7 protein-coding genes, 3 tRNA genes and 1 pseudogene are annotated in these 14,697 nt (G+C 41.3%); 4 read left to right on the top strand and 7 right to left on the bottom strand.

Annotation, left to right across the window (positions count from 1 at the left end; genetic code table 11):
• Positions 1–7: 7 nt before the first annotated feature.
• The gene (locus tag L4C37_RS06350; protein WP_123284588.1) at positions 8–1,801 is read right to left on the bottom strand and encodes an ATP-binding protein; all 1,794 of its coding nucleotides are present in this window, start codon (positions 1,799–1,801) and stop codon (positions 8–10) included.
• Between the two features lie 392 nt (positions 1,802–2,193).
• Here L4C37_RS06350 and L4C37_RS06345 point away from each other — a divergent pair.
• Positions 2,194–3,710: pseudogene (locus tag L4C37_RS06345) on the top strand (ISNCY family transposase).
• Positions 3,711–3,893: 183 nt separating this feature from the next.
• Here the strand turns inward: L4C37_RS06345 and L4C37_RS06340 are convergent.
• The 6 genes from L4C37_RS06340 to L4C37_RS06315 form a co-directional block, all read right to left on the bottom strand.
• Complete coding sequence (locus L4C37_RS06340; protein ID WP_429768153.1) at positions 3,894–4,301, bottom strand: hypothetical protein; 408 nt, start codon at positions 4,299–4,301, stop codon at positions 3,894–3,896.
• 2 nt (positions 4,302–4,303) lie between these two features.
• Positions 4,304–6,457, bottom strand: a complete 2,154-nt coding sequence (locus L4C37_RS06335) for a site-specific integrase (protein ID WP_429768152.1) — start codon at positions 6,455–6,457, stop codon at positions 4,304–4,306.
• A gap of 2 nt (positions 6,458–6,459) precedes the next feature.
• On the bottom strand, positions 6,460–8,199 hold the full coding sequence (locus L4C37_RS06330) for a hypothetical protein (protein WP_429768151.1): 1,740 nt from the start codon (positions 8,197–8,199) through the stop codon (positions 6,460–6,462).
• Positions 8,196–9,422: a tyrosine-type recombinase/integrase gene (locus L4C37_RS06325; RefSeq protein ID WP_017088853.1), complete on the bottom strand. Its 1,227-nt coding sequence runs from the start codon at positions 9,420–9,422 to the stop codon at positions 8,196–8,198. The genes L4C37_RS06330 and L4C37_RS06325 overlap by 4 nt, the downstream gene beginning before the upstream one ends.
• A gap of 230 nt (positions 9,423–9,652) precedes the next feature.
• Positions 9,653–12,766: a vibriobactin export RND transporter permease subunit VexH gene (gene vexH / locus L4C37_RS06320; protein ID WP_429768150.1), complete on the bottom strand. Its 3,114-nt coding sequence runs from the start codon at positions 12,764–12,766 to the stop codon at positions 9,653–9,655.
• Entirely contained in the window at positions 12,766–13,839 is a 1,074-nt protein-coding gene (locus L4C37_RS06315) for an efflux RND transporter periplasmic adaptor subunit (protein WP_137374626.1), read from the bottom strand. Before L4C37_RS06315 ends, vexH begins: the two co-directional genes overlap by 1 nt.
• Before the next feature lie 346 nt (positions 13,840–14,185).
• On the opposite strand from L4C37_RS06315, the gene L4C37_RS06310 reads away from it, so the two are divergent.
• From L4C37_RS06310 to L4C37_RS06300, 3 genes are all read left to right on the top strand, one after another.
• Positions 14,186–14,270, top strand: a tRNA-Tyr gene (locus L4C37_RS06310).
• 102 nt (positions 14,271–14,372) lie between these two features.
• Positions 14,373–14,457, top strand: a tRNA-Tyr gene (locus tag L4C37_RS06305).
• A 101-nt stretch (positions 14,458–14,558) separates the two neighbouring features.
• Positions 14,559–14,643 (top strand) — tRNA-Tyr (locus L4C37_RS06300).
• The last annotated feature ends 54 nt before the right edge of the window (positions 14,644–14,697 follow it).

The following is a 14,697-nucleotide window of genomic DNA, read 5'->3' as shown; positions in this document are numbered from 1 at the left end:
TGTTATATTATTTCATTCTAGACTCTATAGCCTTAAACCACTCCAACACTTCACCATTTGGATCCACTTCATTTAGATAGCTCAATGACATTTGTGCTACAGCTCTAGTATTGAGTTTCTTTTTCACGTTGCTTTCATTGAAAGGGGTCTTTTCAACAAGTAACTTAGGAATATCAGTCATATCATCAATATCTAAGTCCTCTTCAAGCCTAAATGTCCTCTTAATTGCTTCGAGATGAATATAATTTTCTGCTTCACGCTTTGTTGTTAAAAATGCTACAGAATTATCATCCCTCGCGTTTACCATATCATGAGCTTTTTGGTATTTTGGCGGTTCATTCTCATCTCGGTCATAAACGTGAACTTCAGGCTTACCTATATTCTTTAAGTAATGAGAGTTAACCCAATCTTTAAGCGTCGAACCTCCTAATGGAAGCAGCACAATTCTAGGGTCCTCACCCAACTTAGGCACACCAACTTCATCACGATTAAGTATTTTGGCCATACCTTTAAAGAAATTCACATCATTCGGTCCTTCCAGACACAAGATTACTTGAGCTCGGCTATCAGGTAAAACACCTAAGTCTTTAGCAATCAATTCCAGTACTCTTGGTTCATCACTAGAAATTTTAAGCTCACCATTTTCATTTCGAGCAATATGTCTAATTGATGATACTGGCAGTAAACCAGCTAAAGCGGGAACGTGCGTGGTTATAATTACTTGGCAGTTTTCTGCACTAGCCAACTCACTAAAGGCCTCCATTAAAGCTGCTTGATTATCAGGATGTTGAGATGTTTCGGGCTCTTCAATTGCGTAAATTACGCCACGACCTAAGTTCTCATTTTTGATCCTTTCAGCTTCTGCTTTGAAAAAACTGATCAGTACTAAACGCTTTACACCACTACCACGCTTATTGATAGCAATACCATCATCACCAATAAGATTTAACTTAAAGAGACTGTCCCATTTTGGTTCTGCCTTGAACGTAGGGCTCAGTTTACTAGCAAGGTTCGGAGCAATATCATGCAAATGACTAATAGTGTTATTTGCGACTAAAAGAGCACTATCTTTTACTTTATCTTTTATAGCATCAAGTTCGGGCTGGATGGTGGCTAATGAATTTGCAACAGCTGCTTTCATTGGGTCTTGAACTTCAGCCTCTTCATCTGTATTGGGCCTATCAGCTCTGAATAAAGCAAAGTGAGGGAGGTGCGACTGAATTTGTTCCCAAATAGCTTTTCCATCCTCTTTAGATAATGAAATCAGCTGCTCTTTCACCTTGAGATCATCAAAAGAGCTATATATTGACTGTCTTAAAGAAACATTAGATCTCTTATCGTCAACTTCAATACCACGTCTTTCAGCGATTGCTTTTAACTCATCGTTTTTTTTATGAATTATCCCTTTAGCATCTTTTGCTGATGGATGAAGGCAATTTATATGCATTGAGCCGTTGCCTTTGCCCTTCTTAAATACTTTATGAAGTTCGATATTCCCATCACAATTAAGTAAATATTCACCAGACAGCGTTGTTTGTGATGCAGCATCTATAATCAAATTATTTGGCACATCAGAGAAGACACAACCTACGCTAACATCGTCATTCTCACCTACGAAAACACACTTATCCATAGGGTCAAACTTACACAGCTTTTCACCAAAAAATAGGCCTAAGGCATCAAGAATAGTAGTTTTACCTACATCATTCTTACCAATCAAAGCTGTAAATTGGTTAAAGTTGACTTCAAAGGCACCTTGGTAGCCACGATAATTTTTTATGATTATTTTTTCTAGTTTCATTTCAGCGCCACATAAAAACAATTTTCTTCACTATATCACTTAAGGTGCACATCAATACGCAACGTATCTCTCATCTATTGTGTTAGTTAATTTAAGTTTGTGCATAGTGAATTGTGGTTACTTCTTCTCTCTGAATCGAGAAGGGTCCATGGTGATTACAAAAAGTAAGGAAAAAGCGTTGAGTATTTTGTGAATGAGTCAGAACTCTAAATGAGAATGGGGCAGAAGCGTGTTAGCTAATTCACTCCTCCAGATGTGATCACCAAGCGATTCTGTCGTACCTTAACTACCAAACGACTTTGTCGTTAGCCTAATTACCGAGGGAAATTGACGGTCCTACTTTTTACGTAATCCTTTGACTATCACTGTGAATTAGTCAAAGGGTGTATAGGATGATCGTTATGGATGCTAAATCCCAGCTTACCGTGGATGTCATTGCTAAAGTGGCACTTAACAAAATCTCTATTCTCAATGCCTCGAAACTGCTCAATAAATCCCACCGAACCATTGAGCGTTACCTCAGGCGATACCGTACCGATGGTATTCGTTTCGTTGTTCATGGCAACACAGGAAGAGCACCCGCTAATAAAATCCCCGTGACCTTAAAGAAGCAAGTTCAAGATCTGATAAAAGCCAAGTATTACGACTTTAACATGCTTCATTTGGCAGACATGCTGGAAGTGTTTGAAGGCATCAAAGTAAAGCGAGAGACACTTCGTACCTGGGCGCACGAAATCCATCATGTAAAACGAGCTAAACATCGCCGCTCCAAAGTAAGAAGACGACGAGAGCGCATGGAGGCAGAAGGCTTAATGTTGCAAATGGACGGCAGCCCCCACCTTTGGTTCGGGGACAAAAAGTCCTGCCTTATCGCTATGATTGATGACGCAACCAGTGACGTTCATGCAGAGTTCTTTCCTTCAGAAACTACGGAAGGCTGCCTTAAAGTAATGAAGGCTTATATCGAAAAAAGGGGCTTTTTAAGACGCTTTATGTCGATAGAGCGGGTATCTTTGGTGGACCAAAACGCTGCCACTTCTCTCAGATGCAACGAGCCTGCGAAGAGCTTGGTATAGAAATTATTTTTGCCAACTCCCCCCAAGGAAAAGGTCGTATCGAACGTGCCTTCGATACGTTCCAAGATCGTCTCGTCCCTGAGTTAAGACTGGCGGGGATCACCGATATGAATAGCGCAAATGACTACCTGCAAAACACTTTCATCCCTGACTATTGGGCGACAACCCTCACCGTCAACGCTAAGCAGGTGCGCTCGGAACATAGACCCGTTCCGAAACACCTAAACCTCGATGCGATATGTATCCAAAAAGAATATCGAAAAATCCGTCGGGACCATACCTTCAGTTATGGTAACGCAATGTATCAAATTACCTCTCCGTTAAGGCACTCTATCGTGAGTCAACAAGTTGAGCTACGTAAGCAACTTGATGGTAACTTCGCCGCTTACTTTGCTGACCGAGAGCTGTCCATTAAAGAGCTTGTTGAGCCTAGCTCTAGGAAAGAATACGGGGAAAAAGTTCAGAAAAAGCTCGATGCTATTGAACTTGCCAAGGAGTTAGGCAATGTGAGAGAAGCTGCTCGGCAGAGCGGTTGCTCTGTCAAAAGCATTCACAACAACCGTCAACTTCTCGAAGCACATGGTCCATTAGCTTTGAAACGTATGTATGGTCAATCAAGGCACAGTAACCGCATCGATGAGAAGACTCGAAATGTCGTCATCTCATTAACGCTCAAATTACCTCATCTAACATCGATCAGGATCAGTGGTGAGATGAGAAAGCGATTTAACATCTCGATTAGTCACTCAACAGTAAGGAACATCTGGCTTGAAGAAAAGCTGAATACAAGAGAGTTACGGGAAGCTCGTGCCGAGGCATCAATTATCGAATAAGAGCAGAACTGTCATGGTTGACTACTATTAATAAGACTGTAACAGAGTCCTTCGGTAATTAGACCGTCAACCTCCCTCGGTAATCACATAATTCACTCCTCCAGACCTGACATTACTCAAAACAGATCAGACTTTATTAAAACTGAGAAAAATTTATTGGCCGTTGCCATTTCAGGCTTTTGATTACACCTTCAAATTCTTCACGCTCGTCGAATTTTTTCTTGTTTTGGTTTTGTAGCGATGTAACTCCCAAGTCATTTGGGCCACCTTATCAGCCATGACAACATGCTCCGACTCTAACTGCTCATTCTTAGTTTTGAGCCTTTCGTTTTGCTCCAACACTTCCTGATATTTATCCTTTGAAACCTGAGCTTTTGACTTATTTTCCTTCGCCTTAACCACACCTACTTTCTTTGGATCTGAAAGGTACTTTTCTTTTTCTTCAAGCACCCTCCCCAACAACTCAGCATGATTCTTCAAAGAGCCGTTAGACACACCCGCACGTTTTTCGACAGCGAACGGACTAATCTTTTTCCCTTCCTTCAAAAGTGCTTTAAAAGCGCTCTCTAGCTTTACAGCTACCGCTGCCATGCTTATACCTCTACTCTATATTTATCAAATTCAATGCCGTGATCTGACATCACCTTTTCAGCCGCCCTAATGTCACTAAGCTGAGTGGCTAAAGAGCTTTTATTAAACAAATCCATCTCTTTCATCTTTTCAATTTTAGCTATACAACCCTCACGTCTTCTAACCCAATTCTCAGCTTCTCTTTTATTGACATTGAGGTTTTCACAATCTCGACCTACACACTTAGAAGACTCAAATAAGTGATTCATACTGCACGAGTCTCCTGCAAAGCAAGTACCAAAACCTGTTGATTTATTTGCGCCTTTTGTCTTACTGACCAGTTCATTAAACTCAGCAGAACTTTTTACTCTATCACCCTCAAAGGATTGTATGTATCCACCTGACTGCTCCTCAGGGTGCTCAATAATATCCTTCATGTAATCATGATGCTGTGCATTATATTGCTCTTCAATCTGCTTCTTGATTTCTGCTGGCTTTTGTACGCCCATGAGCGTCAAAACTTCTGAATGACTGGCATAAATGGCAGTCATAGATAAATTAATGTGCTTGAACTGGTGTTTTAATGATGCGAGTGATACCAAACCATGCCCAACAACAAAATGGGCAAATGTTCGTCTTAATGAGTGAGTTGAAACGTGCCAGTACAATTCTCCACTACCATTATCTTTGATAGGGTAATAGCTCTTTGGCACGACAGGGTTTAATAGGTTATACAGTTCATCCATTTCATCTGGAATATAACGAATATCAAGGTGTTTACCGTAAAACCTCCATTGGTTCCTAAGGTTAGTAGTATTCAATGCTATATCTTTTAGCTGGCGCTTTATATTATCACCCCTGCCACCTGAGCCATCAAATGTAAACCGAGGAGCGAAGTGAATATCCCCCGATTCTGAGCGATAGTGATCATTGAGTACAGATAACACCAACAATGCTTTTTCACAAATTGGTGCACACGCCCACGTATCCTCACGCGCCAGTTTTTCTAGCTTATTCGTCCATGACCGCATCGTACACAGTGTTATGCCATCAATATCGACCTCTTGGTATGAGGTACTGTCAATTTGTGTTAGTTCACTGTTTCTCATGCCTGTAAATGCTGAACACGCCCCAAAGCATGCGCCTCGAATAACGTTAAACGCATTCACTGCCTGCCGTTCTGTAATGCCATTGCTTTTTGCATATTCCTTTACGTCCAACAACGGATTCTCTTTCTTATAAGCTTCTAGTACCGAGCGATGCGCTTGATTGCGATAAATCGCTTCAACCCCATCCTTTGCTTTTTCCATAAAATCATTAACGAGTTCACTTTCTGAGAGCTTGTTGAGTTGAGCCTTTTCTTTAATATCAACGCCAGCCGTCAACTCCTGATATAGCGCTTTTACTTCAGCGCCACTATCAATACTTGCCACCAATGCGTTGTATTCACTCTCAACATCACCATCAAAATCACGGCCATTTAAGAACTCTGTATACGCTGATTCCACGTCATTAATGATACGAGATAAATACTGCTCATAAATCACTGGAATTACTGTGGGGTGGTGCCCTTTGCCATAGCCAGCAATTTTCTTTGCTAGACTTCTGGCTGCTTGCCCCTCTTGATATGGGATTTGAAAGCGATGAGGTTCTGGAAAATACTGATTAACTTGTGTTAAGACACTCAAAGCATCGAGCTTAATTGTAATTGTTTTCTCTGCTTGGCCTTTCAGTGATTCGACCAATTGCGAAAAAACAATTTCATTGTTCAAGTAGCCAAAAGAGTCAATACTTGTGTCAAAAAACATTCTTAATGTGTGTTCAGCACAATGCTGTACCAGCTTTAAGCTCTCAATTTTACGAAAAGTATCAGTACCTTCAACGCTTAACAATGCCCCTTTACCTCCCCATATTAACCAATACATTCTTTGTTTAAGTTCACTGAGTAGTTTAGGGTTATGCTTGGCACTTTGAAACGCTAGTGTGTACAGTGACTTAGATGCCTTTGTGGTATTAAATAAATCATTGAAATCCCACACATCATTCTCAAAGTAAGAGGCTGGGCTACCATCTTTGTTTACACTTACCACGGTACGGTTCGTCGGCACAGGGTAGTCTGTAGTGGTTGGTAACGAATACTTATCAAACAAAGCGTGGTCGTGACTAATACTGAACATAGTTACCCCTTAAAGACATCTGAAATGGAATCTTCATCCCACATAGGATGACACCCTTGACGTTTGAGATAGGCTTCTGCGGCCTTTAGGTTGCGTTTTTTAAAGCGTTTTTTGATTTCTACGATGGAAGATTGAACCTCACTGAAGTTTTTAATGAAATGCGTTAAATCTTTATGAGCAATTAACGCCTCTTTGAACCTCAGTTCAAAGGAAAGAAAACGCCAAATATCATGAACCTCATCGACAACGGCGAAGTTACGACACATAAAGCATTTAATGACATACCCACATCCCAAATCCTTTACATCGTCTTCTTCTAGCAACCCTGCATCCACATTCGTCTTTTGGAATTCACGTTTCTGAGGTGTGTCCTCGCCCTTACAGATACCACCATTGGATATATCATCAACAGTGTGCTTAGAGGCTGTTCTAAGTGCATCAACCTCTTCAACTGATAAAACCTCACAATATTTAGCCTTTGTCTTTGCAATAGCGACCGTAGCGCCACCTGTCGGGTTCTGCGCATAAGCGTATAATGTCGCCCCGCCTACCGCCAACTCTCTCCTTGCGATGGCCTTGGAGTTCTTGCCATATTCCGAATTATTCCAAGTGCTTTCTGATTGGTTGCGTGAGCTTTCCATTGCTCCCATCCGACCGTATTGACTCTCGGCATACTGTTTAATCGAGGACTTTAACCGCATACAGTTCAATTTAAAGTTTGGGTTGCTCGATACGGCCAACTTTAACGTTGTAGAGCGCTCCATCAATCCTTTAGCGTAGTACCGCAAGTTTATGTGATTAAGTGTTTCACCGCTTCTGCGAACAAACAAGTAATGTTTATCCAACTTTAAATCTTCAGCGTTAAGTTTTGATAGCTGAATGTGTTCTTCAAAAAAGGTTTTTGATGCAGCCCTCGGGGTAAATGAACGCGTTTCTTCTTTGTAACCACGAGTTTTTAAGCCCTTAACGGAGATGCGGTTTCCACCGATGTTATCGACTTTCCATTCATCTTCTAACACAAAGGTATTTAGAGCCTCTGTCAGACCTGCCGCCGTATAATAGATGTATAGAAATACGGCATTATTTATTAAGCTATCAAACGCCAACCTTCTTTGAGAATCGCTAATAGATTCATCCCGATAACGCTTATTGAGCGCTTTTCTATCGGATAAAAGAGCGCGACCTATTTTTTTTAACTCTTTTTTGTTGTAGTTGTTCGAATCAAAAGAAGCAGAGTTAGTGTCAAGGTTTCGAAGTGCCTTGGGAATTGCGCCCAAACCAAATTTCTTGAGCATAGAGCTGTATTTCGATGCCTCCCACCCGAGGGTTTTGGCCTTTTTAGGTCTACCACGCAACCCAACACCCGTTGTTCTTATTGAAAACCACTGCGCTTGAATGTAGGTACTGGCAGATTCAGGGGATAACTCAACCTTTTGCTTTCCTTTCTTCTCATTAAAGGCGTGCGACAATATGGCTCTTATGTCTGCAAAATATACCACTTTTCCAGGCTCAGCCCACCCAGACTGGTCAAACTTAGAGATAAGAAAACGAACATGCTTCTTGGTGCTGTATTGCAGTAACTCTTCAAAATTACAGTTAGAATTAGTGCCGTTGCCATTTTTCCACACATACTTCCATTGATGAATCGTTGCTAACGGGTTGTCCGATTGCATTTCATCCGTTGGGATAGAGCGATAAATGCGAGCATTTTCTGGCTTGTTAACATCTATTTTATCGGTCATAAAATGTCAGCCTCATCCAGTAAGTTCATCATTAATTCAGGCACTTGATTCTTAGTTGGATTGCCTTCCCAATGCGTTAAATAGTGCATGGTGACACTTAAATCTTTATGACCCGCTTCATCTTTGAGTAACTTCAATACTTGGGAGGTTGTGATGTCATCCATGTTAACCAAAAGCTCAAACTTATTGGCGAGAAAAGTGACTCTTGTATCATGAAAAATATGGTCAAAATGCGGATTACTGTTCTCTTTTATCGCACTTCGCAATTTACTCCAGAGGGCGTCGATTGAGTTTGATTTTTCGTTTTCTTCTTTAAATCTATTACCTTCTTTAGTGATGAAAATAGGGGCATCTTCATCACCTGTATTGTAAAAATACAACCTAGCACGCTCCTTATATCGCTCACTTTCACAGTATTTAGATAACTGCTCCATTAACCACACTGGCATTGAAATCAATCGATTTGTACCAAACTTAGTTCGGCAACCGTGAGAATTACCAATCTTAATGTTGGTGAAAGTTTTACCCCTAAACCCCTTGGGCACTTTCACATGGCGAGGTTTTAAGTCAGCAACCTCTATTGCTCTTAATCCTGAGTTGATAGCAGTTGCAACGAGTAACCTAAACTCACCTGAAACCCCTGCACGATGCCAGTTGTCTCTTATATGCTGAATATCCATGTCATTCATTGGTGTTAATATGGTTTCCTGCTTCGGGCTGGTAATGGTTATGTCTGTAAGCATCTGACCATATTTGGTGTAACCAGTTACTTCAAAAGGGAGGTTTTCAACATAACCATGTCGCAGACAAAACACATAGAATCTTCTAATTACGGACAAGGTTGTTGAACCTACACTGCGCCTCATATTGCCGCTGTCAATTTGCTTATTTAAGTAAGCTCGGAACAGGTAAATGGGATAACGTTCAAGCTCTTGATTTTCGTCATTCCAGTTGAGATTGTTCTTCCCTAGAAACCTAAAGAAACGAAGTAAAGCATAAGAGGTAGGTTCAGTGTTCTTTATACCTTCAACGATACGACGACTCAGGATATAAGCGTTAGCATAAAACTCAGGCTCACCCTCTGAGGTAAACAGTAATTTCACACCATCGAAACGCATAGGTTTGTGAATAGAGAAATCAGGCTTACCTCCTGAGATATCTTCTTCAACATCCCCAATCTCTATCTCTTTACTTGTTGCAGTGAGATGGTAATAGTGATCCATAACAGCCTCTTTAAAATAAATCTAACTTTAGATCAGACTAACAGTCTAATAAATTCAATTAAAAAGGGAGTGACTATTACTCCCCCACAACAACTTATTAGATATGTTGGCTGTAAAAAAACCTGCTATTCGCTATACACAAATGCAGGCTTTTCATTAGAAGAGTATTTTACTACCTAGCGATAATACTTACGCATAAGCGCAAATACTTCATCACGTTCACAGACTGACTAACCGTGGTTCGTTCTTCCGACAGTGTCATGACTCAGTTCTTTATTAAGTACAGCTTCAACATGCCCAGGAGAACGAGTTGAACCAGAAATTAAGCGATACATAGCTGGAATAACAAAGAGCGTTACTAATGTCGCGAAACCCATACCAAAAAATATCACCGTACCAACTGCCACTCGGCTTTCATAACCGGCACCCGTTGAGGTAATTAGTGGAATGGCACCCGCTAATGTCGTAAACGCGGTCATTAATATTGGGCGTAAGCGTCTTGCTGCAGCATCAATAATTGCTTTCTCGAACTCAATGCCTCTATCACGCAGTTGGTTAGCAAACTCAACAATCAAAATACCGTTTTTCGTTACCATACCAATCAGCATGATCATACCAATTTGACTGTACACATTCAGCCCTTGGCTCATCACCACTAGCCCTAAGAAACCACCAAAGATCCCCATAGGCACAGTAAACATAACAACTAATGGGTTAATGAAGCTTTCAAATTGAGCAGCCAGCACTAAATAAGCCACTAACATAGCTAGAGCAAACACCACTAAAATGCTGGATTGGTTCTCTTTAAAATCTTTCGACTCGCCTGAATAGCTCACAGAAATATCACCAGGTAGCTGCTCTATTGCTTGTTGGTCAAGAAAATCGAGTGCATCACCAAGTGTATATCCATCCATTAAATTCGCTGTAATGGTCACTGACTTTTGCTTGTTGTAGTGAGATAAACGAATCGACGAAGCGACTTCTTCGATATTAGTGAGCGCATCTAATGTCACTAACTCACCCGATTGCGTACGCATGTATATTTGGCTTAAATCAGTGGCGTTGTTAAAGCTATTCTCATCACCACGTAAATAAACGTCATATTCTTCACCACGCTCAACAAATGTTGTCTCACTTTTCCCGCCCAGCATAATTTCTAATGTATCGGAAATATCCGACACAGTAACACCAAGCTCAGCGGCACGCTGCTTATCAACCGTTACCAATAATTCAGGTGTTTTTTCCGAGTAATCTATATCGGCACCTTCCATCATTGGGGAATCTTCCGCAGCTTGCTTTAAGATGTCAGCCCACTTTTGAAGTTCATTGTAATCAGACCCACCAAGTACGAATTGTACAGGCTCACTCGAACCACCTCGGAAACCCGGCATGAATGGGAAAACTCGGACATCAGGAATACCCGTTAGTGACTTGCGAACGACATTCAATGCCTCTTGAGCGGTTTCTTCTCGTTCATTCCAATCCTCTAAGATCATGATAACGAAGCCAGTTTGGTCGCCGGCATTACCGCCAAAGGCTGGAGATTGAATACTGAATGATTTCAAGAACCCTTGACCAAGTAATGGCATTAAGCGTTCTTCAACAATGTCCATGTTCGCAGACATACGGTTATAACTGGTTGCATCAGCACCACGAACAAACGCAAAAATTACGCCTCGGTCTTCTTGAGGTGTTAACTGAGCAGGTACTTGTTGCATTAAACCGTAACTGCCTCCCATACACGCAATGATGACGATAGGAGCGGCCCAACGCCAATTCAACGCTCGACGTAAAATACCTTTATAACCGCTTTCTAATTTGCCAAATATACGTTCAATAAACATATTGAAACGATTAGGCTTCACATTAGCTTTTAGAATTTTACTTCCAAGAACTGGTGTTAATGTTAGCGCGACTATCGATGAGAAAATTACCGACATTGCAAGCAACACGGAAAACTCAGTGAACAATAAACCAACCATTCCGTCCATAAACGAAATAGGCAGGAACACCATTACGAGTACGAGCGTTGTCGCAATAACAGCAAACCCTACTTCTCGTGTCCCTTTATAAGCAGCAAGTAGAGGCGATTCTCCACGCTCAATATGGTGGAAAATATTTTCAACGACTACGATGGCATCATCAACGACTAAACCGATGGACAAGATCAACGCCATCAGCGTAATAAGGTTAATTGAGAAACCAAAGTAGTAAGCAGCAATGAATGATGAAATCAAAGATACTGGAACCGTCACTGCTGGAATGAGCGTTGCGCGTGCTTGGCCTATAAAGACATAAAGCACGAGAATAACTAAACCACCAGTAATAAAGAGTGTGCTATACACCTCTGAAATTGAACGGTCGATAAAAACAGTCGAGTCGTAATCAACCGCTAGCCTAGTGCCATCAGGTAAGAACTTTTGAATATCTTCAACGGCTTTATGCACTAAGTCAGCGACTTCAAGTGGGTTTGCATCCGATTGAGGGACAATACCCATGCTAACGTTGACAACACCGTCACTCTTAAAGGTCGAATTTTCGTTTTCAGCGCCGATATAAACATCAGCTACATCTTTTAAATAGATAGGTGAGTTATCTGAAGCTCGCTTAACCACTAAATACTCGAAATCTCTGGCTTCAGTGTATGAACGGGCGGTTCTAACTGACATGACAATGGCGTCATTTCTAACTTCACCGCCAGGGCTTTCGATATTTTCATTTTTCAGTGCTGAAGTAATATCAGAAGCGGTGACGCCGCGCCCAGCCATTAATGCCGGTTTCAGTTTCACATACATGACTTTGTACAAGCCACCTGATATATCGACTGAACTCACACCTGAAATCAAACTAAAGCGATCAATCAATACACGCTCTGTATAATCAGTTAACTGCGTTCGGTCCATTTCTGTCGAACTTAAGTTGATATAAACAGACGCTTCACCACTACCATTATTTTTATAAACAATAGGGTCATCGGCTTCATCAGGTAATGAACGCTGAGCACGCGCAACGGCATCACGAACATCACTGACACCAGTATTAAGGTCATAACCTAATTCAAACGTAATGGTGATCCGTGAAGAGCCGTTTCGAGTCGTGGATTCGATTTCATCGATCCCACTTATGCCTGATAACTGATCTTCTAAATTCGACGTTATCTGACTTTCAATGATGGTTGCAGATGCACCTTCATACCGAGTACTTATGGAGACAACAGGGTTCTCTATATCTGGCATTTCTCTCACAGCAAGTTTCGAGAATGACACAATACCGAATACAACCAGAAGCAAACTCAATACCAGGGCTGCGACTGGTCTCTTGACGGAGACGTCAGATAACAGCATTAGTTAGCCCCTTCTTTTGCTGGCTTATCTTTTTGAGCAGTAGACTTTGATACACCCAGTTCTTGAACAGCAACACCATCACGCATATTAACAATACCCTGAACTACGATCTTTTGACCGATTTCAATGCCTCTATCGATAACTACTTCATTACCAATACGTGCACCTAAGAACACTTCGGTACGAGTCGCTTTATTATCTTCACCCACCACATACACAAATCGCTTGGTGCCGGAGTATTCTAGAGCCTGAACAGGAATGATAGGCGCTTCAATCGCTGGGAAATTCATATTAGCCGCAGTCAACATACCAGGCTTTAGCTGACGACTTTCATTATCAAAGTGAATACGTACACGTAAATTTAAGGTTTCTTCATTAATTCGAGAATCGACACCAACCACGGTACCGGTGAAAACAGTATCTCCCCACGCGCTAGTTTGAGCCGTCACTTCCATACCTTCAGATAATTTAGATAGGTAACGCTCAGGAATTTGTAGATCCAATTGCATAACTGAAAGATCATCAAGGGTGACGAGTTCAGTCCCTGCGCTAACCATCTTGCCACGACTAAAGTCGATAAAGCCGACAGTACCCGCAAACGGAGCAGTAATGTGTAAGTCTTTTAAATTAGCGTTTTCAGCAGATAACCGAGCATTTGCTATATCAACATTCGTTTTCTGTGCATCTATTTCGGTTTGTGTAATTGCATTGCGCTTAACTAAGCGCTCAAATTCTGCAAGTTTACGTTGTTCATCTTTTAAGTAGGCTTTAGCTTCAGCAACTGCTGCTTTGGCTTTGTCATCATTCAGTAAAACCAGAACTTGTCCCTGCTTTACTTCTTGATTCGCTTTTATATGGATGGAATCCACTTTCCCTGATACTTCTGAAGAAATAATAACCGATTGCTCAGCTTCTAATTTTCCGATCAAAGAAAGCGATTGATTAACTTGGTGAATATCAACTTGCTCTGTCACTACAGTAACTGAGCTTGGTCCCATACGTTTTGACATTGCAACTGGCGAAGCCATGAGAATAGACAGACTTAGCAGTGAGATAATTGTTTTGTTTTTCATAATATTGGTCTGCAAGTAAAAAAAATAGGTATCTGCAAATGAAGTTGGACATATTCTATCAATTGAAGCCATTTATAACGTCAAGAAGTGTAAATATCCGTAAATAGGTGAAATAGGAAAACATCGGTTTACTTAAAACCAATTATATTAAGGAAAAAATGCTTAGTAACCGATCAAAATGCGCAGTTTTCAGCACCTTTGCCCAAAAAGTCAGCATTCAACACAAAAGCATTAGAAAAACCCTTTACAGGTTTTACGTGTTTGCTATGATGCGCTCCGAACTTGAGAGATGCGTTGGGAAAAACATTTCTTTAGCCTATCCATTATGAGATAGGAAAAACACCCTGGAGGGGTTCCCGAGTGGCCAAAGGGAGCAGACTGTAAATCTGCCGGCACTGCCTTCGATGGTTCGAATCCGTCTCCCTCCACCATATTTCTTCTTATCTCTATTTGAGTTAAGAGAACAACCTGATTGATGGGCTTATGGGAAAACATCAATTTAGGCTTACTTTGTGAARAGTAAGACACACCCTGGAGGGGTTCCCGAGTGGCCAAAGGGAGCAGACTGTAAATCTGCCGGCACTGCCTTCGATGGTTCGAATCCGTCTCCCTCCACCATATTCTTCTTACCTCTATTTGAGTTAAGAGAACAACCTGATTGATGGGCTTATGGGAAAACATCAATTTAGGCTTACTTTGTGAAGARTAAGATACACCCTGGAGGGGTTCCCGAGTGGCCAAAGGGAGCAGACTGTAAATCTGCCGGCACTGCCTTCGATGGTTCGAATCCGTCTCCCTCCACCATATTCTTCTTACCTCTATTTGAGTTAAGAGAACAACCTGATTGATGGGCTTATG

The sequence above is a fragment of the Vibrio kagoshimensis genome, from assembly GCF_050337535.1.
GTDB classification, from domain to species: Bacteria; Pseudomonadota; Gammaproteobacteria; order Enterobacterales; family Vibrionaceae; genus Vibrio; species Vibrio gallaecicus.
This window is presented reverse-complemented; position numbering and strand designations above follow the sequence as displayed.